Annotated in this window: 18 protein-coding genes and 1 pseudogene; 10 read left to right on the forward strand and 9 right to left on the reverse strand. The window is 57.8% G+C overall.

The window, feature by feature from the left end:
* The first annotated feature begins 54 nt into the window (after window positions 1-54).
* Window positions 55-942: a formate/nitrite transporter family protein gene (locus ACFZPT_RS02725; RefSeq protein ID WP_034101231.1), complete on the forward strand. Its 888-nt coding sequence runs from the start codon at window positions 55-57 to the stop codon at window positions 940-942.
* A gap of 121 nt (window positions 943-1,063) precedes the next feature.
* Window positions 1,064-1,450, forward strand: a complete 387-nt coding sequence (locus tag ACFZPT_RS02730) for an MAPEG family protein (protein ID WP_034101230.1) — start codon at window positions 1,064-1,066, stop codon at window positions 1,448-1,450.
* Window positions 1,451-1,515: 65 nt separating this feature from the next.
* Here the strand turns inward: ACFZPT_RS02730 and ACFZPT_RS02735 are convergent, their stop codons facing one another.
* Window positions 1,516-2,712 carry a murein transglycosylase A gene (locus ACFZPT_RS02735; protein ID WP_034115341.1) on the reverse strand — a complete coding sequence of 399 codons (1,197 nt, stop codon included), beginning with the start codon at window positions 2,710-2,712 and terminating at the stop codon, window positions 1,516-1,518.
* A 128-nt stretch (window positions 2,713-2,840) separates the two neighbouring features.
* Here ACFZPT_RS02735 and ACFZPT_RS02740 point away from each other — a divergent pair, with 128 nt between their 5' ends.
* Complete coding sequence (locus ACFZPT_RS02740; RefSeq protein WP_034101227.1) at window positions 2,841-3,290, forward strand: cytochrome c; 450 nt, start codon at window positions 2,841-2,843, stop codon at window positions 3,288-3,290.
* A 6-nt stretch (window positions 3,291-3,296) separates the two neighbouring features.
* Here the strand turns inward: ACFZPT_RS02740 and ACFZPT_RS02745 are convergent, their stop codons facing one another.
* The 5 genes from ACFZPT_RS02745 to ACFZPT_RS02765 form a co-directional block, all read right to left on the reverse strand.
* The gene (locus ACFZPT_RS02745) at window positions 3,297-3,692 is read right to left on the reverse strand and encodes a DUF1090 domain-containing protein (RefSeq protein WP_034115340.1); all 396 of its coding nucleotides are present in this window, start codon (window positions 3,690-3,692) and stop codon (window positions 3,297-3,299) included.
* Window positions 3,693-3,758: 66 nt separating this feature from the next.
* Window positions 3,759-5,420 (reverse strand): NAD-dependent DNA ligase LigB, encoded by a 1,662-nt coding sequence (ligB, locus tag ACFZPT_RS02750; RefSeq protein ID WP_034115339.1) that lies wholly within the window; start codon window positions 5,418-5,420, stop codon window positions 3,759-3,761.
* Window positions 5,421-5,519: 99 nt separating this feature from the next.
* Window positions 5,520-5,870, reverse strand: a complete 351-nt coding sequence (locus ACFZPT_RS02755) for a DUF1090 family protein (RefSeq protein WP_034101224.1) — start codon at window positions 5,868-5,870, stop codon at window positions 5,520-5,522.
* 216 nt (window positions 5,871-6,086) lie between these two features.
* Complete coding sequence (gene metK, locus ACFZPT_RS02760; protein WP_034115338.1) at window positions 6,087-7,277, reverse strand: methionine adenosyltransferase; 1,191 nt, start codon at window positions 7,275-7,277, stop codon at window positions 6,087-6,089.
* A gap of 19 nt (window positions 7,278-7,296) precedes the next feature.
* A complete protein-coding gene (locus ACFZPT_RS02765; RefSeq protein WP_034115337.1) occupies window positions 7,297-8,292 on the reverse strand; it encodes a metalloregulator ArsR/SmtB family transcription factor in 996 nt (331 codons plus the stop codon).
* A 257-nt stretch (window positions 8,293-8,549) separates the two neighbouring features.
* Between ACFZPT_RS02765 and tkt the strand changes: the two genes are divergently transcribed.
* The 6 genes from tkt (at window position 8,550) to fba (ending at window position 14,912) form a co-directional block, all read left to right on the forward strand.
* Entirely contained in the window at window positions 8,550-10,547 is a 1,998-nt protein-coding gene (gene tkt, locus ACFZPT_RS02770; RefSeq protein ID WP_034115336.1) for a transketolase, read from the forward strand.
* A 139-nt stretch (window positions 10,548-10,686) separates the two neighbouring features.
* Window positions 10,687-11,742 (forward strand): erythrose-4-phosphate dehydrogenase, encoded by a 1,056-nt coding sequence (gene epd, locus ACFZPT_RS02775; protein WP_034115335.1) that lies wholly within the window; start codon window positions 10,687-10,689, stop codon window positions 11,740-11,742.
* Between the two features lie 17 nt (window positions 11,743-11,759).
* Window positions 11,760-12,923 (forward strand): phosphoglycerate kinase, encoded by a 1,164-nt coding sequence (locus tag ACFZPT_RS02780; protein ID WP_099312895.1) that lies wholly within the window; start codon window positions 11,760-11,762, stop codon window positions 12,921-12,923.
* Between the two features lie 29 nt (window positions 12,924-12,952).
* A complete protein-coding gene (locus tag ACFZPT_RS02785; protein ID WP_034101218.1) occupies window positions 12,953-13,180 on the forward strand; it encodes a lipoprotein in 228 nt (75 codons plus the stop codon).
* A 61-nt stretch (window positions 13,181-13,241) separates the two neighbouring features.
* Complete coding sequence (locus ACFZPT_RS02790) at window positions 13,242-13,574, forward strand: MliC family protein (RefSeq protein ID WP_034101217.1); 333 nt, start codon at window positions 13,242-13,244, stop codon at window positions 13,572-13,574.
* 273 nt (window positions 13,575-13,847) lie between these two features.
* Entirely contained in the window at window positions 13,848-14,912 is a 1,065-nt protein-coding gene (gene fba / locus ACFZPT_RS02795) for a class II fructose-bisphosphate aldolase (protein ID WP_003177554.1), read from the forward strand.
* A 112-nt stretch (window positions 14,913-15,024) separates the two neighbouring features.
* On the opposite strand, the gene ACFZPT_RS02800 is transcribed toward fba, so the two are convergent.
* Window positions 15,025-16,242, reverse strand: coding sequence for an MFS transporter (locus ACFZPT_RS02800; RefSeq protein ID WP_256593250.1), 1,218 nt, complete (start codon window positions 16,240-16,242; stop codon window positions 15,025-15,027).
* Window positions 16,226-16,624, reverse strand: a pseudogene (locus tag ACFZPT_RS02805) (carbamoyltransferase C-terminal domain-containing protein); the annotation flags it as partial. The pseudogene ACFZPT_RS02805 and the gene ACFZPT_RS02800, both read right to left, overlap by 17 nt.
* 964 nt (window positions 16,625-17,588) lie before the next feature.
* Between ACFZPT_RS02805 and ACFZPT_RS02810 the strand changes: the two are divergent.
* Window positions 17,589-17,873, forward strand: a complete 285-nt coding sequence (locus ACFZPT_RS02810) for a hypothetical protein (protein ID WP_379554916.1) — start codon at window positions 17,589-17,591, stop codon at window positions 17,871-17,873.
* A 60-nt stretch (window positions 17,874-17,933) separates the two neighbouring features.
* Here the strand turns inward: ACFZPT_RS02810 and ACFZPT_RS02815 are convergent, their stop codons facing one another.
* Window positions 17,934-18,599 (reverse strand): polysaccharide lyase family 7 protein, encoded by a 666-nt coding sequence (locus tag ACFZPT_RS02815; RefSeq protein WP_034115333.1) that lies wholly within the window; start codon window positions 18,597-18,599, stop codon window positions 17,934-17,936.
* Between the last annotated feature and the right edge of the window lie 293 nt (window positions 18,600-18,892).

Here is an 18,892-nt window from a genome sequence, read left to right on the forward strand (position 1 = left end):
AGCCACTGTCACGGCGTGTCGTAGCTACAGGCATCCCTTGGACTTTGGTAAATCATGGCCACACACGAAGACGGTAAAACTCCGAACCTGTCGCAGGAAGAGCAGCAGGATGTCGACGAGAACCAACCACCCCGCGCGGCGGTGCTGCACGAAATTATCCGCACCCAAGGCGATCAGGAACTGGAGCGCAGCGTCGCCGCCCTATGGTGGTCGGCGCTGGCCGCCGGCCTGACCATGGGGCTGTCGTTGATGGCCATGGGATTGCTCAATTCGCGCCTGCCCGACGGTGAAGCTTTCAAGGTCATCGCCAGCTTCGGCTATTGCGCAGGTTTCCTCGCGGTGATCCTGGCGCGCCAGCAATTGTTTACGGAAAACACCCTGACCGCCGTGCTGCCGGTGATGAGCAAGCCGACTTTGGCCAATGCCGGGCGCTTGTTGCGGCTGTGGTCGGTGGTGTTGGTGGGCAACCTGTGCGGCACCTTGCTGGTGGCCTACGTGATGCTGCACTTGCCTATTTTTGACACCAAGACCGATCAGGCCTTCCTGGAGATCGGCCGAAAGGTCATGGAAAACGACGCCGGCCAGATGTTCGCCAAGGGCATCATCTCGGGCTGGATGATTGCCACCATGGTGTGGATGATCCCGTCGATGGAAAGCGCCAAGATGTGGATCATCATTGTGATCACCTACCTGATGGCCCTGGGGGATTTCACGCACATCGTGGTGGGCTCTGCAGAGGTTTCGTACCTAGTGTTTGCCGGCGAACTGTCGTGGCATGACTTCTGGCTGGTGTTTGCCGGCCCAACCCTGGCCGGCAATATCATCGGTGGCAGCTTTATCTTTGCATTGATCAGCCATGCGCAGATTCGCAGCGAGAGCAGCCTGCCGAACAAAAAAGCTGCGGACCCGCGACATCCTCAGCGTATCGACAAGGATCAGTGAACCTCAGGCAATCGCGCGATAGAACCTTTCGGTGTGCCATGGCTCATAGCGGATACGTGCGGTTTTGCGTATGTAGTGCTAGAACTCTAATCGCTGCATAAAACGACAAAAGGAATAAGTCATGACAGTCGCTTTCTGGTGTGTATTGATCGCCATTTTTCTGCCGTACTTGTGCACGGGGGTGGCCAAGTTCAGTGGGGGCAAATTCGGGTTGCGCCACAACCACGACCCGCGGGCTTTTCTGGAGGGCCTGGACGGTGTGGCCAAGCGTGCCCACAGCGCGCAGCTCAACGGTTTTGAGGTCACCCCGGCATTCGCGGCGGCGGTGATTATCGCCCATCTGGCGGGTACGGCCGAATTGGTGACCATCAACGTGCTAGCGGTGCTGTTTATCACCAGCCGTCTGCTGTACATCATTTGCTACCTGGCGGACTGGGCGATCCTGCGTTCGCTGGTGTGGGCGGTGGGAATGGCGTTGATCGCGAGTTTCTTCTTCGTCTCGATCTGAGGCGCGGCGCCGCTGCCCAATGTGGGAGAGGTGTGTTCCCTCCCTCATTGGGCTTTCAGCGTTGGTCAGGTGCCGGTGGGCGCGTCCGGCACTTGCGGCAACGTTGCGCCCTTGGGCCATAGCATCCAGATCTGGCCCTGCTGTTTCATATTCCCCGCTAACTCACCCGCCGCATCGCCGGTGCCCCAAAACAGGTCCGCACGCACTTCGCCAGTGATGGCGCCACCGGTGTCCTGGGCGGCGACCGGGCGGGCAATCGGCGAACCGTCTGGCTTGGTGGTCGACAGCCACAACAGGCTGCCCAACGGAATCACCTTACGATCCACCGCCACGCTGTAGCCGGCGGTCAGCGGCACATTCAGCGAGCCCCGTGGGCCTTCGTTGCTGTCGGGGCGGGCGCTGAAGAACACATAGCTGGGGTTGCTTGCCAACAGTTCCGGAATGCGTTGCGGGTGAGCCTTGGCCCAGGCGCTGATGGCACCCATGCTGACCTCTTCCTTCTTCAGTTCACCCTGTTCCACCAGCCAGCGGCCGATAGGGCGGTAGGGGTAGCCGTTCTGGTCGCCGTAACCCACGCGCAATTGGCGCCCGCCTTTGAGTTGGATGCGCCCCGAACCCTGGATCTGCAGGAATTGCAGGTCCATCGGGTCGGTGAGCCAGGCGATCGGCTTGGCGCTGGAGCCCTGGCCGTTGATCACACTGGCATCGTCATACGGTTTGAGCACGCGGCCTTCCAGGCGACCACGCAGGCGCTTGCCTTTGAGTTCGGGGTAAATGCTCTCCAGATTGACGATGATCAGATCATCCGGCACCCCGTAGACCGGCACGTGAGCAGTGGCGGTCTTGGTCAGGCTGCCGGGGTAGACCGGCTCGTAATAGCCGGTGATCAAGCCGTTGGGAGTGTTGTCCGCCGAGCGCAGGCCGAAAACGTCCAGGCGCTCCTTGAGAAAACCGCGCACTGCTGGCGCATCGGCCGGGACCGTAGCCGCTGCGGCGCAGGTCGCGCCCCAGACCGGGTCGGCCTTGAGGCGTTGGCAGGCGCTACGCCAGGCTTCGAAACCGGCCATTAAGTCGTTGTCGGACACCACCGGCAAGGCTTCCCACGGAGTATTCACGTAGGTGGCGACGGCGTGAGGTTTGACGGTTTCATCTTTGCCGACTTCTTTGCCTGTGTCCTTGCCAGCGTCGCAGCCGGCCAGCAGCGCGATGAGGGGTAGAGCCCACGCCAGACGGCGGCTCCAGGGTTTCAATGTGATAGTCATCCAAGCAATTCCTGAAGCGATCACCCACGCCGAAGCGGCGCTGGGCAACCCTTATTATTAATAGGACTATTGGTCTTTGCGGACGGGGCGAGGATACTGGCCGCCGTTTCCGTGACCTTGAAGCCATCATGACTTTTAAAAGACTGACTGTTGTATTGCTGGCCTGCCTGACTTTGTCCGCCTGCGGCGGAGTGGATCCGAATTCGCCTCTGGGTCAGCGCAAGGCGATCTTCAAACAGATGCTCAAGACCAGCGAAGACCTGGGCGGCATGTTGCGTGGGCGTATTCCGTTCGACGGCGCGAAGTTCGCCGAAGGCGCGGCCAAACTCGATACGTTGGCCCACGAGCCGTGGCAGCACTTTCCGAGCGTGCGTGAAGAAGATCACACCAGCGCCAAAGACGACGTGTGGCAAAAGCAGGCGCAGTTCCAGCAACTGGCGCGCGACCTGGAAGCGGCCACCGGTGAATTGGTGATCGCCAGCCAGGTTCAGCCTTACAAGGCCAATAACCTCGGGCCTGCGGTGCAGAAAGTCGAAGATGCCTGCAGTGCCTGCCATAAACAATTCCGGGACCATTGATCGGTGTTACTGGTCGAGTTCTTCCACTGCGTTCTGCAACTCTTTGCGTGACTCGGCCAGCTTGTCTTTGCGCTTGTTGATCTTGTCTGGGTCGCCCTTTTTCATGGCCTTGTCGAGGTCGGCCTGACGACGGCTGACTTCATGCTTGGCGTCGAGCACCTTGTTCTCCCGCTCTTTTTTCAGGGTGGCGTCGTTGCAATGGGCGGTGACTTCGCTCAGGGCTTTTTCCAGGCCGGCTTGCTGTTCGCTGTTGCCGTGGGCCTTGGCTTGCTCGATCTGGGTGCTGATGGCTTGGCGCTTGGCGGCGCAGCCGGTGAGGGGTTCTGCATCATCGGCCGCCAGCAACGGCGTGGTCATCAGGCTTGCGACAATCGATAAGGCAAATGGGGCTAAACATTTCATAGGGAACTCCTGGATCGCAAATGGCAGGGTGAATTCTGCCGACTGTTAAAGCGGTGTCTGGCCGGTTCAGAACCCGTCTATCCCGGCCGCATGTAGTGTTTCCGCCAAGACCCGCACCTGCGGGTCGTGAAAAAAAGCGCTCAATTGCGCCGCTCGACCCGGCCCGATGCCATCTTCGGCCATCCAGGCTTGGGTGTCGCGGGCGACCAGCGTGTGCCAGTCACCCTTGAGGTTGTTGCGTGCCACAGGCGGGACGCCCAAGGCTTTGAGCCATTGCGCAAAGGGCCGTTGTCGAGCGCGGTGGAGGCTGTCGAGGACCCGCGTGCGGCTTTGCTCACCAAAGCCCTCAATGTTAGCAAGCTGCGCCGCATCCAGGGTTAACCAATCGAGAAAGCCTGCGATTAGACCGGCCTGGATCAATACGTTCCAGGTCTCGCGGCCCATATGAGGTAGCGCCAGGCCCTGGTTGCCGCTAAGCCAGGTCAGGCGCGCGAGCAATTGCTCTTCGCAGCCTGGGTCCAGTTGCCAGCAACTCAAAGCGTGAAAGTCCTTTGGATCGGGGACGGCCAAGGCGACTCGGTTGGGGTTGCGCAGGATGACCTGGTCCAACCGTGGAATGATCTGGCCCGCGAGGGTGATGGACACTTGGTCGCCGGGGCGAATATCCAAGGTTTGCCAGCGCTTCAAGGAGCCAGCGCTGACCCGTTTGATCTGCCGGTCGTCCAGCCGCACCGGTTCCAGCTCCAGGAGGGGAGTGATCCGCCCGGTGCGACCGATCTTGAACCGCACCTGGCGCACCAGGGCCAGCGCCTTGGTGGCCGGATATTTCCAGGCTACGGCCCAGTATGGCGTGCTGACCTGCCAGCGTTCGGCGGGTGCGCGCGACGCCTGGTGCAACACGACCCCATCACTGGCAAAGGGCAGCGCATGGTTGTACCAATAGGTGCGCCAGTGCGCGGCTTCGTCGAGGCTTTGAACGGGGTGACTGTAGCGCTGGCTGTCCGTGAAGCCCCAGCGCGCCAGGGTCGCCAGACGCTCGCTGAACCCAGAAGGGGTATCGGGCCAGGCCCAGACGAACAGGCCAATACCTGCGGCGTCGGCGTCGCTCAACTGGCGGCGGTTCATCAGCCCGGCCACTTTGCTGCGAGCATTGAGCCCGCCCTGTAGCGATTGCACATGGGCGTCCAGTCGCCAATAGAGTTCGCCTTGCAACACCAGGTCGATGGGGTCTGGCAACTGTTGGACAATTCCGGGAATCTTGCGCGCAGACGCCGACCAGTCCTGGCCAAGCACTCCATCGCCACGGCTGATCACCTGCGCCAGCCGACCTTTGCGATAAACCAGGGTCACCGCGACGCCATCTACCTTGGGTTGAACCCACACGTCCTGCCGCGTCGCCAGCCAGGCCACGACTGCTTGTTCGTCCAAGAGTTTTTCCAGGCCGGTGTGGGCGACCGGGTGGCGCAAGGTGCCTCGTGAACTGGCCAGCGGCCGGTCAGGTGGAGCAGTGGGGGAAGGAAAGCATTGGCGCCAATGAGCCAGACGTTGGCGGGCTTGATCGTAGAGCTCGTCGCTGACGGGAGATTGGCCGAGGCGGTGGTAACGGTCGTCCCACACGCGTACCTGTTCGGCCAGGGCATCGACCTGATGACGGGCTTCGTCGGGGCAGCTCTCGGCCAAGGCCCCAAAGGTTAACGCGCTGAGTAAAAGAGCAATCAAAAAACGCATCGTGAGCATCCTTGCTCGGAAGGGGCGCCCAGCCTAAATGATCCGTTTGCCCACAAAAAAGCCCCGACAGTGCGGGGCTTTTTACCGGGTGTTTCTGTTTTACTTGAACAGACCGCCCAGCGCTTTCACCGCGTCGTTCTTATCCGCTTTGGCCGCCTGGTTTTGCTGCTTGGCGTCGGCCTTGGCCTGGGACTCAGCCAATTTGTTGCAACCTTTGTTGACCTGTTCCAGTGCGGCTTCAAACGCACGCACTTTCAACACGTCGTTCTGGGCGTTGGCCGCATCGATCTTGGCCTGCAGGTCGTTGGCTTGCTTCTGGCAGTCGCCGGCATTGCCGCCACCTGTATGTGCGCCCAGGACGCTGCTCAGTGCGCTCAGATCGGCGGTGTGGGCCGGCAAGGCGAACAAGCTGAGCAGAAGGGCGGCGGGGGCGAGCGTGGAGATGCGCATGAAAAACCTCAATGTTCGATTGCCGCGCCGGGTAATCCCGGACTGGCGCAAGGCAATATCCAAATAGGGTGGGTGCCCGAGAGGGCGCGGATTCTAGAGAGCCATTATTTTGCCTGCAAGGTTGGGAGCCAAAAAATGTGAACGCCCGCCCGATTCATCGGGCAATAAAAAGCCCTGCCGGGTGGACCGGGCAGGGCTGTTTGAGTAGCGCGACTGTTACAGGCCGGCGGCGGTACGCAGGTCGTTGGCGCGGTCGGTTTTTTCCCAGGTGAAGGTGGTGAAGGTGTCGTCGCCGACAGTCTTCTGCTCAGGCGTACGACCGAAGTGGCCGTAGGCTGCGGTCTCCTGGTACATCGGGTGCAGCAGGTCGAGCATGGTGGTGATTGCGTAGGGGCGCAGGTCGAAGACTTCACGCACCAGTTTGACGATCTTGTCATCGCTGATCTTGCCGGTGCCGAAGGTGTTCAGCGAGATCGACGTAGGCTGAGCCACGCCGATAGCGTAGGAAACCTGAATTTCGCAACGTTCGGCGAGGCCGGCGGCCACGATATTCTTGGCCACGTAACGGCCGGCGTAGGCGGCCGAACGGTCCACCTTGGACGGGTCTTTGCCGGAGAACGCACCACCGCCGTGGCGGGCCATACCGCCGTAGCTGTCGACGATGATCTTGCGACCGGTCAGGCCGCAGTCGCCCACTGGGCCGCCGATGATGAACTGGCCAGTCGGATTGATGTGGAACTGGGTGTCCTTGCTCAGCAGTTCGGCCGGCAGTACATGCTTGACGATCAGTTCCATCACGCCTTCGCGCAGGTCGGCGTAGGACACGTCCGGGTTGTGCTGAGTCGACAGCACCACCGCGTCGATGCCGACGACTTTGCCGCCTTCGTAACGGCAGGTTACCTGGGACTTGGCGTCCGGACGCAGCCACGGCAGCAGGCCGGATTTACGGGCTTCGGCCTGGCGCTTGACCAACTGGTGGGAGAAGGTGATCGGGGCCGGCATCAGCACGTCGGTTTCGTTGCTGGCGTAGCCGAACATCAGGCCCTGGTCGCCTGCGCCTTGGTCTTCCGGTTTGGCGCGGTCGACACCCTGGTTGATGTCGGGCGACTGCTTGCCAATGATGTTCATCACGCCGCAGGTGGCGCCGTCGAAGCCGACGTCGGAGCTGTTGTATCCGATGTCGGTGATCACGTCGCGGACCAGTTGCTCCAGGTCGACCCAGGCGGAGGTGGTCACTTCGCCGGCGATGATCGCTACACCGGTTTTCACCAGGGTCTCGCACGCCACGCGGGCGAACTTGTCTTCAGCGATGATGGCGTCCAGCACCGCATCAGAAATCTGGTCGGCGATTTTGTCCGGATGCCCTTCAGACACGGACTCGGAGGTGAAAAGGGAGTATTCGCTCATCTCGATGTTTTCCTGATATTTACCGATGGTGAGTGTCGCCAGCCGGTCGCTGAAAGTGGCGGACCTGGATCTGGAAACCATTACGTAAACCTACATAGAGGCTTTCCCCGGGAACGAGTCCCGCAGCGGTGGCCCAACGGGCCAGATCGTCCTGTTCAAAACCCAACCAGAGATCACCGCAGGCCTCCCTGGCCCAACTCTGGTTGTGGCTGCATAAATCCGTCACCAGCAGGCTGCCGCCGGGGTGCAGTAACCCGGCCATTTGCTTGAGGGCGTCGGCGGGGGCGGCGAAATGGTGCAAGACCATGTTCAGCACCACGCAGTCGGCCCGCAGGCTGCTGTCTTTCAAGGCGTCGGCCAACTGCAGGTTGACGTTGCCCAAGGCTTCTCGCTCGCAGAGCTGGCGCGCCAGCTCCAGCATCGCCGGGCTGTTGTCCAGCGCCGTGACTTGCTGAAAGCGGCGTGCCAGCTCCGGCAGAAAACCGCCGTCGCCGGGGCCGACTTCCAGCGCCGTGGCCTCTTCACTGAAGCTCAGCTTGTCCAACAACGCCAGTACGCTGTCGCGGTACTGCGGTAAACCGGCGATCAAATCCTGCTGGGCGCGAAACTTCTCGGCGACCCGTGCGAAAAAGTCCTGACTGGCCGCGGCACGTTGCCCGTGGACCTGACCGATACGTGCCTGGACATCGTTCGGCAGGCTCAGGTTGTCCACTTCCTCCAGTAGGGCGGCGTGCAGTTTGCCGCCGAGCAGTTCGGTGTGGGGCAGGGCGCGGCGGTAAAAAATCGCATTGCCTTCGCGGCGGGTGGCGACCAATTCGGCTTGGGACAGCACCTTTAAGTGATGGCTCATGCCCGATTGGCCGATGGCGAAAATCTGCGCCAGCTCCAGCACCCCGAAAGAATCGTTGGTCAGGGCCCGTAAAACATTCAGGCGCAAGGGGTCGCCGGCGGCTTTGCACAAAGCGGCCAGCTCTTCACCATCGTCGGGACGCAGGGAGGGCACAGATAGGTTCATAAGGCCAGCAGTCTAGTGGTGGGGCAGGGCGCTCGCAAGGTCAATATCAAAAAGTTTTGATATTGATCGATAAGTGGCGGTTATAAGCAGTCGCTATAACCTTTAGACGAACACGTGAAAGGTTTCCGCAGACGATTGCCGCGCAAACCACAGGAAAAACCGCCTCAAGTGACTATCTGTCATTGCCCGCAGGCGGTGGCTGAGGGAAAATGCCGGTCCTTTTTTCCGTTTCTTTCTATATCCGCAGGAGAACAGCGATGCCCAGCCGTCGTGAGCGTGCCAACGCCATTCGTGCCCTCAGCATGGATGCCGTGCAAAAAGCCAACAGCGGCCATCCCGGTGCCCCGATGGGCATGGCGGATATCGCCGAAGTGCTTTGGCGTGACTACCTGAAACACAACCCGAGTAACCCATCGTTCGCCGACCGTGACCGCTTCGTGCTGTCCAACGGCCATGGCTCGATGCTGATCTATTCGCTGCTGCACCTGACCGGCTACGACGTCACCATCGACGACCTCAAGAGCTTCCGCCAGTTGCACAGCCGCACGCCGGGCCACCCGGAATTCGGCTACACCCCAGGCGTCGAGACCACCACCGGGCCGCTGGGCCAAGGCCTGGCCAACGCCGTGGGTTTCGCCCTGGCTGAAAAAGTGCTGGGCGCGCAGTTCAACCGCCCTGGACACGACATCGTCGATCACCACACCTATGTGTTCCTGGGTGATGGCTGCATGATGGAAGGCATTTCCCACGAAGTCGCATCCCTGGCCGGCACCCTGGGCCTGGGCAAGCTGATCGCCTTCTACGATGACAACGGCATCTCCATCGACGGCGAAGTCGAAGGCTGGTTCACCGATGACACCCCGAAGCGTTTCGAAGCCTACAACTGGCAGGTGATCCGCAACGTCGACGGTCACGATCCGGAAGAGATCAAAACCGCGATCGACACCGCCCGCAAGAGCGCGCAGCCGACCCTGATCTGCTGCAAGACCACCATCGGTTTCGGCTCGCCGAACAAGCAAGGCAAGGAAGACTGCCACGGCGCTCCACTGGGTGACGCGGAAATCGCCCTGACCCGCGAAGCGCTGAAGTGGAACCACGGCCCGTTCGAAATCCCGGCTGACATCTACGCCGAATGGGATGCCAAGGAAAAAGGCCTGGCCACCGAAGCCGAGTGGGACCAGCGCTTCGCTGCCTACTCCGCCGAATTCCCGGAGCTGGCCAACGAGCTGGTCCGCCGCCTGGCCGGTGATCTGCCTGCTGACTTCTCGGAAAAGGCATCTGCCTACATCGCCGAAGTCGCTGCCAAGGGCGAGACCATCGCCAGCCGTAAAGCCAGCCAGAACACCCTGAACGCCTTTGGCCCGTTGCTGCCTGAGTTCCTCGGCGGCTCGGCCGACCTGGCCGGCTCCAACCTGACCCTGTGGAAAGGCTGCAAAGGTGTCACGGCCGAAGATGCCAGCGGCAACTACATGTACTACGGCGTGCGCGAGTTCGGCATGAGCGCCATCATGAACGGCGTGTCCTTGCACGGTGGTCTGGTGCCTTACGGCGCAACCTTCCTGATGTTCATGGAATACGCCCGCAACGCCGTGCGCATGGCCGCGCTGATGAAGAAGCGCGTGATCCATGTGTACACCCACGACTCCATCGGTCTGGGCGAAGACGGCCCGACGCACCAGCCGGTCGAACAATTGACCAGCCTGCGTACAACGCCGAACCTGGATTGCTGGCGCCCAGCCGACGCGGTGGAATCCGCCGTGGCCTGGAAGCACGCCATCGAGCGTAAGGACGGCCCTACAGCGCTGATCTTCTCCCGTCAGAACCTGCAGCATCAGGCGCGCACCGACGCGCAGATCGCCGACATCAGCCGCGGCGGTTACGTGCTCAAGGACTGCGTGGGCGAGCCGGAGCTGATCCTGATCTCCACCGGTTCCGAAGTGGGCTTGACCGTTCAGGCGTACGACAAGCTGACTGAGCAGGGCCGTAACGTGCGCGTTGTATCCATGCCGTGCACCAGCGTGTTCGAAGCACAGGACGCCGGCTACAAGCAATCGGTGCTGCCGTTGCAGGTCAGTGCGCGTATCGCCATCGAGGCGGCACACGCCGACTACTGGTACAAGTACGTGGGCCTGGAAGGCCGCGTGATCGGCATGACCACCTACGGTGAGTCGGCGCCGGCGCCAGCCTTGTTCGAAGAGTTTGGCTTCACCCTGGAAAACATCCTGGGTCAGGCTGAAGAGCTGCTGGAAGACTAAGTCAGTCTGCGTTGTCTGTACTGGCGCTATCGCGGGCAAGCCCGCTCCTACATTGGATCGCGATCTGAAGGTGGGAGCGGGCTTGCCCGCGATGGCGTCGGAACATTCAACACTGAGCGAACTATTGATCGAGAGCCCCATGCCCCAACCGCGTCCCTACAAAGTTGCACTCAACGGCTACGGCCGCATTGGTCGTTGCGTCTTGCGTGCTCTGTTCGAGCGAGGGGCGGCAGCCGGGTTCGAGATTGTTGCCATCAACGATTTGGCCGACATGGCCAGCATCGAATACCTGACACGCTTTGACTCCACCCATGGCCGATTCCCCGGCGAAGTGCGGGTCGACGGCGATTGTCTGCATATCAATGGCAACTGCGTGAAAGTCCTGCGCAGTGCCACCCCCGAGGGCATCGACTGGGCGGCGCTGGACGTCGACCTGGTGTTGGAATGCTCCGGTGCCTACAACACCCGCGCCGATGGCCAGCGGTTTCTCGACGCCGGCGCGCCGCGTGTGCTGTTTTCCCAGCCGATGGCCAGCGAGGCGGATGTCGACGCCACCATCGTCTATGGCATCAACCAGGATTGCCTGACTGGCGATGAGCGGTTGGTGTCCAATGCGTCCTGTACCACCAACTGCAGCGTGCCGTTGTTGCGCCTGCTGGATCAGGCGATCGGCCTGGATTATGTGTCGATCACCACGATCCACTCGGCCATGAACGACCAGCCGGTGATCGACGCTTACCACCACGAAGACCTGCGCCGCACGCGGTCGGCGTTCCAGTCAGTGATTCCGGTGTCTACCGGCCTGGCGCGCGGCATCGAACGCTTGCTGCCGGAACTTGCCGGGCGAATCCAGGCCAAAGCCGTACGTGTGCCGACGGTGAACGTGTCCTGCCTGGATATCACCATGCAAACCGTCAGCGACACCGATGCCGTGGAGGTCAACCGGATCCTGCGCGAGGCCGCCACCGGCGGTCCGCTCAAAGGTTTACTGGCCTACACCGAGTTGCCCCACGCCAGTTGCGATTTCAACCATGACCCGCATTCGGCGATTGTCGATGCCAGCCAGACCCGCGTTTCCGGCCCCAGGCTGGTGAACATCCTGGCCTGGTTCGATAACGAATGGGGTTTTGCCAACCGAATGCTGGATGTTGCGGAACATTATCTGCACATCGCCTCTAAACAACCTCAACAGTAATTCAGGAACTGCGACCCATGACCGTGTTGAAGATGACCGACCTCGATCTGCAGGGTAAGCGCGTACTGATTCGCGAAGACCTCAACGTCCCAGTCAAGGACGGTGTTGTCACCAGCGATGCGCGAATCCTGGCCTCGCTGCCGACCATCAAGCTGGCCCTGGAAAAAGGTGCGGCCGTGATGGTCTGCTCCCACCTGGGTCGTCCGACCGAAGGTGAGTTCTCCGCCGAAAACAGCCTCAAGCCGGTAGCCGATTACCTGAGCAAGGCCCTGGGCCGTGAAGTGCCGTTGGTGGCTGACTACCTGGGCGGCGTTGACGTGAAGGCCGGCGATATCGTGCTGTTCGAAAACGTGCGCTTCAACAAAGGCGAGAAAAAGAACAGCGACGAACTGGCCCAGCAATATGCTGCGCTGTGCGATGTGTTCGTCATGGACGCCTTCGGCACCGCTCACCGTGCCGAAGGTTCGACCCACGGCGTGGCCAAGTTCGCCAAGGTTGCGGCTGCCGGCCCTCTGTTGGCCGCTGAGCTGGAAGCCCTGGGCAAGGCCCTGGGAGCGCCGGCACAGCCGATGGCCGCCATCGTGGCGGGCTCCAAGGTGTCCACCAAGTTGGACGTACTTAACAGCCTCAGCCAGATCTGCAATCAGTTGATCGTCGGCGGCGGCATCGCCAACACTTTCCTGGCCGCAGCTGGCCACCCGGTGGGCAAGTCCCTGTACGAGCCGGATCTGCTCGACACCGCCCGCGCCATCGCCGCCAAAGTCAGCGTGCCGTTGCCGGTGGATGTGGTCGTGGCCAAGGAATTCGCCGAAAGCGCCGAAGCTACCGTCAAGCTGATCGCTGACGTAGCCGCCGATGACATGATTCTGGATATCGGCCCGCAAACCGCGGCTAACTTCGCTGAGTTGTTGAAGGCTTCCAAGACCATTCTGTGGAACGGTCCGGTCGGCGTGTTCGAGTTCGACCAGTTCGGCAACGGCACTAAGGTGCTGGCCAAGGCCATCGCCGACAGCTCGGCATTCTCCATCGCCGGTGGCGGCGACACCCTGGCGGCCATCGATAAATATGGCGTGGCTGACCAAATCTCCTACATTTCTACCGGTGGTGGCGCATTCCTCGAATTCGTCGAAGGCAAAGTGCTGCCTGCCGTTGAAGTGCTGGAAACCCGAGCCAAGGTTTAAGGCTCGTGATCCGGAAAAGGAGCATTCCTATGATCAAGTCATTGGCACTGGTGTTCGCGGCGGGCCTGCTGGCCGGCTGCGGCAGCGCGCCCACTGCGGCGTCGACGCCCGAACAGCCTGCGGCGCAGCAGAAACAGAGCTGCTACCAGGCTGACTGGCAGGCCGAAACCATGCCGGTGATCAACAAGCGCATCGGCAATGAACGGCTGGAGAAATACGACTCCGCGCCCAACGGTCAGGAACAGGGTTGCCCTTGACGGGTCTGATCAACTAACCGACAGCAGTGGCGGCCTTTGGGCCGCCGTTCGAGGATTGGCAATGAAAGGCGTTTTCGCCCTGGCGGCACTGGCTCTGTTGGCCGGTTGCAGCAGCATCAACATGTTCAATAAGGCAGACCCTGCCGATAAGTGGACCACCTGGACCTGCGACAGCAAGGCCGAGGTCAACTGGCGCTTTGCCAATGCGGCGCGCAGCGAGGTGGATGTGCGCCTCGGCGGTTCCGACCAGGTCTACCGCCTTAAACAGGAGGTTGCCGCCTCGGGCGTGCTCTACAGCAACGACCAACTGGCGTTTCACACCAAAGGTGAGGAAGGCCTGGTTTACTGGGTCGCCACCGACGATTTGATCGGGCGTGGCTGCAAGGCCCAATAAGATTTCAAATTTGGTGAGATCCAATGTGGGAGGGGGCTTGCCCCCGATAGCGGTTTTTCAGCACACCCATGTGCTGGCTGATCCACTGTCATCGGGGGCAAGCCCCCTCCCACATTAAATCCGGCTCCAAAGTGGCATAGGTTGTGGGTCGGACACAGCAATAACGATTCAGCAGGCGAGGCCCATAACACCTGGCCTGCAATAACTTGAATAGCAGCCGCCGCTACGGCAGGCTTGCACGATTAACGACCCTCGACCGGGAGAGACAACACAATGGCACTTATCAGCATGCGTCAAATGCTGGACCACGCAGCCGAGTTCGGCTATGGCGTCCCAGCCTTTAACGTCAACAACCTTGAGCAGATGCGCGCCATCATGGAAGCCGCTGACAAGACCGACTCCCCAGTGATCGTCCAGGCTTCGGCCGGTGCCCGCAAATACGCCGGCGCGCCGTTCCTGCGTCACCTGATCCTGGCCGCGATCGAAGAATTCCCGCACATCCCGGTGTGCATGCACCAGGACCACGGCACCAGCCCTGACGTGTGCCAGCGCTCCATCCAACTGGGCTTCAGCTCGGTCATGATGGACGGCTCCCTCGGCGAAGACGGCAAGACCCCAACCGACTACGAATACAACGTCCGCGTTACCCAGCAAACCGTGGCCATGGCCCACGCTTGCGGTGTTTCGGTGGAAGGCGAGCTGGGCTGCCTGGGTTCCCTGGAAACCGGCATGGCTGGTGAAGAAGACGGCATCGGCGCCGAAGGCGTGCTGGATCACAGCCAAATGCTGACCGACCCGGAAGAAGCCGCTGACTTCGTGAAAAAGACTCAGGTCGACGCCCTGGCCATCGCCATCGGCACCAGCCACGGCGCCTACAAGTTCACCAAGCCGCCGACCGGCGACGTACTGGCCATCGACCGTATCAAGGAAATCCACAAGCGCATCCCTAACACCCATCTGGTGATGCACGGTTCTTCCTCGGTACCGCAGGAGTGGCTGGCGATCATCAACCAGTACGGCGGCGACATCAAAGAAACCTACGGCGTACCGGTTGAAGAAATCGTCGAAGGCATCAAGTACGGCGTGCGCAAAGTCAACATCGACACCGACCTGCGCCTGGCCTCCACCGGCGCAATGCGTCGCCTGATGGCCACCAACCCGAGCGAATTCGACCCGCGCAAATTCTTCGGCGCCACCGTCACCGCGATGCGTGATGTGTGTATCGCTCGTTACGAAGCATTTGGTACTGCGGGCAATGCGTCGAAGATCAAGCCGATCTCGTTGGAAGCCATGTACCAGCGTTACTTGAAAGGTGAGTTGAACGCTAAGGTGAACTAAGCCTCAGGCGTTTAAAAAGAAGCCCGCAGTGATGCGGGCTTTTTCTTGTTGAGATTTGGCTAGGTGGGTTCGCAAGACAGGAGATTCACGGAATGAACTTTTTGATTCTGCACTAGCTGACAGGTGTGTGCGCTTGTTTTTTTTGCAAGTATAAATAGACCATAACGGACGCCGACGCAGTTAGAAATGCCATGCCTGCTGCCACAATAAAAGGTGCTGGGCGACCACCCGCGATTATTAGCATTGTTCCTAAAGAGGGGCCCGTTATCACGCAAAGTATTTGAATGCTTCTAAATGATAGGGATATTCTTCCAATATTTTCTGTAGGACATAATTGCTGAAGAATTATATTTGAAGATATTATGAGTGTCTCATAGCCGAAGCCATTCAAAAACCAAACCATTGGATAGAAGTAGGCTCTCCCCGGTGTTTGGAAAAATACTAAAATTGCGGTCAGGGTTAATGCTGTAGAGAAAATAAGTAATGCGCCTGACCGAAGAAGAATTTCATCGAAGTTTCTCAATTTAAATTTCATCATCAATGCGGCACTTATTGCACCTCCGGCCGTCGCTGATACGATTATTGAAAAATTGACTGGATGTAAACCTTCATAGGCCAGAAAAGACGCCAAATGTGGGTCATAAATACCTAAAGCCAGCGATGTAAGCAGGGAGTACAAAAAGCCTATGCGTAGTTGAAAAGGTAAGGCGTTGAATATAGATAGTCCTCTTATTATATCGAGATAAAGTGGTAAGGCTTTGATGGAGCTTGCCTTAATTTGCGTTCGGAGTGATAGGCAAATAGACCTCAGGAGTGGAAAGGTTAATAAAACTGCGGTAGCTGAGAAAAAGAATAAATCTTTAGGCGACAATACTGCCGTTAACACGCCTGCAAGTAACGGTGCAAGAATTTTTGACGATTGATCAAATAAACTTACGTGACTGAAAAAAGATTTGTGCTCATCAGCATGTATCAATTGCCGAACAAGAATGGTTATTGACGGAAGGTAAAATAAGGTTGACATGCCTTTGAATATGACGAAAAGAAAAAAGCTTTTAAGGTCTGGAGACACTGCCAGCCCTAAAGTAGACAGTATGCGGAGTGAAGCGCCGGATACTAGTGTTTTCCTTACATCATATCGATCTATCAGCGATCCTATAATCGGACCTAGAAACAACATAGGCGCACCCAGGCAAAAAGCCAGGAACGCTATCGAAGAAGGAGAGGCATGCCATAGATAAACGGGAACCGTGAAGATTAAAAAAATATCGAGCCACAGTGAGAAACTGGATAGCGCTTGCACGCAAATAATTTTACTTGACGTTTTCATTATGACGGTCTGGATGCAGAAAAAGCTTATCTTCAAATACGAAGCCATCCAGTTCATTTTCACTGGCGAATCGATACAAGTCGCTTAGTCTATTTATAAAGCCGCATCCGTTGAAATTTAAAGAGGTGTTACAAAGTACGCCGACTCCTGATACGGCATGATAGGTGCTGAGTAATTGGTGCATACGAATATTCTGTAATTTATTGACTGATTGCGGACGCGCTGAGTTATCGACGTGTGTCACCGCCGGTATGCTAGCTGAGATAACTTTGCGAAATTCCAGCATGAAGGGTGAGGGGGCAGGGGGATAGAAGTATTCAGCCATACATTCTTCTAAACATATCGGAGCTATAGGGCGAAACCCTTCGCGTTTCTTGATTTTGTTTAATCTAACGAGATTTTCTCTGTCTTAATTGAGAAGTGAGGGTCTGGTATGCATCGTTTGACTGATTGATGAGCGTAGGTTCTATAATTACACGATTCATATATAGTTCCTCAGTGTTATTGCATTCGCAGATTGGCGATGCACTCAAACCGTATGAAGGTTTATTTTGATTGTCAATGTGTATTTTTTCAGCTGTATTAATTTTAGCTAAGTCCTTGTTTATTTTTTGTATGAGCTTGTCGGGTTATTCTGATTGATATTTCCTACATTTCGCGCTACCGCTGATTTTTGAAAATATTAAGTAAAACACAGTTATGTAATATTTGGTTGCATATGTGCGAAAGATTTGATTGTCGTTGTGATTCAAATATTCTTCTTTGCGGCTTAATTTCGAGAGTTTGATCGGAGAAACCGAGTACGACGCAGGGAATATCTACGTTAATATTGACCAGTATGGGGGGGAGCCCTAGCGGCCATGAACGTAATATGGGGTGTATATCACGTGTTATAACGCGTTTGTACTGGGGTAATAAAACCTCAGGAATTCAGCCGATTTTTTAGGGTACGCTGTGCAGCACTTAGCAGAATCCAGACTCGCGCTTAAATCCCAAGCAATAGGCATAAAAAACCGAGCCCCTATCAGGCTCATTAATGGGGGCGGTGTGCTGATCTATTATTCGGTTATCTATGGGTTTGTGGTTATTTGGAATTTATCTATAAGACTGTCAAAGTTTACAGTGTCATCGATTGCGTTTTGTCCTCATTATTGGGCTATCAATCCAGTAAAGGAATACGCGGTCATGACACTTTCAAGTGCTTGAAAATGGGTGCAATACTCGGTGCTTTTATGCTTATAGGGCAGGTATACGGAGTGGAGTTGAATTGCCCTGAGGTTTCGACCATCAAGACTGTCAGTCGCCAGTTTGCGGATCAGAGCGGTGTTTGGAAGGGTGAGTAATACATGGAAGACAGTTCTATTACAGCCGCATTTAAGTTCCAAAGTGCAGCCATCAAACAAGGTACAGATAGTGAGACCAGCCACGCTTATTACTATGTGGCTTGTAATTACGTCGGCGCAGGAAGTGACGACTACTTGAGAATGGCCCAGAGTTTCGTTTCGTCTCCCGTGGCACAGGGCTCTAATTGGAATGAGAACAACGAATGTATCCAGAGCAGTGTTTCTAAATGCGCCTTTAACGTAATGAATTCAAAAGGACCTGCTCCGATTAAATTGCCTGTGCAATAAGCAGGTGAAAAGCCCCTCGCAAATGTGGGGGCCGAGCAAAGCCGGCTCCCACAGAAACCTTCACTCGTGATCAATATCCAACTTGTCGAACGTCACCTTCGCTCCTTCCTTGCTATCCCCGCTGTTGTCCTGCACATAAGCGCCGGCCTTGAAGTACAGCGGCTTGGCGCCCCAGGCGGCGCCGATGCGCTCGTTCCATTCGCCATCGGCGGCATAGACGCTCAGCAGTCCGGCTTTGTTGAGGTTGATCACGTAGGTGAAGCTCTTTTCCAGCGGTACGTTGGAGGCCACGGTGATCACGCGGCTCTCCTCTTCGTCCGGACGCATGCGCACTTTGGCGACGATGTTGCCGGTCTGGGTTTTTTCCTTGAATTGATACTCAAGTTTGATCAGCGGTTTCTGGCTCTCATACGCGTGGATTTGGCCAATCACGATTTTGCCAGTGGAAGGCACCTGGTTGACGGTGAGGGTGGCGCGTAGGAAGTTGTCGGCGTCGGGGTAGGTCCAGTTGCGCAGGCGGCCATCGGCGTAGGTTTCGCGCAGTTCGCTGCGGGGGTAGATGGCGTTCTCGGTGCGGGTACCGGTGACGGGTGTCCAGAATTGCACATTGCTGCCTTCGGCCTGGAAATATTGGTCGTTGAAGCCGCTGAGCAGTTTCGGGGTTTCGATGGTCGCGGGGGGCGAGCCGATCGGAATGCTCAGGTTCCAAGTAGAGAGGTCGATCATGGCATTGGCCTTTTACGGGGGGTGAAAGCTCTGGCACGGGGCCTTAAACGTTCTTTATAGGCGGTGGCTGTCCAATTGTTAAACAATCGATGGCAGTTTATTGGCGTCAACGGAATGTCAAAATGCCATGTTTCCCATGAATCGGGGGCTGTAGAGGTTGACCGTTAGTCGGCTGCCCGAACTTTGGCGCAATGATGGCATCCACTTCCCTTCTGATTTTTCAGAACCGGAGCTAGAGTGAAGCCTCAGTGTTTATCCGGGTTTTATCTCAGAAGTGACCGGAGCGGCAATCT

Source organism: Pseudomonas sp. MD330_10, assembly GCF_042610415.1.
Taxonomy (GTDB): Bacteria; Pseudomonadota; Gammaproteobacteria; order Pseudomonadales; family Pseudomonadaceae; genus Aquipseudomonas; species Aquipseudomonas rhodesiae.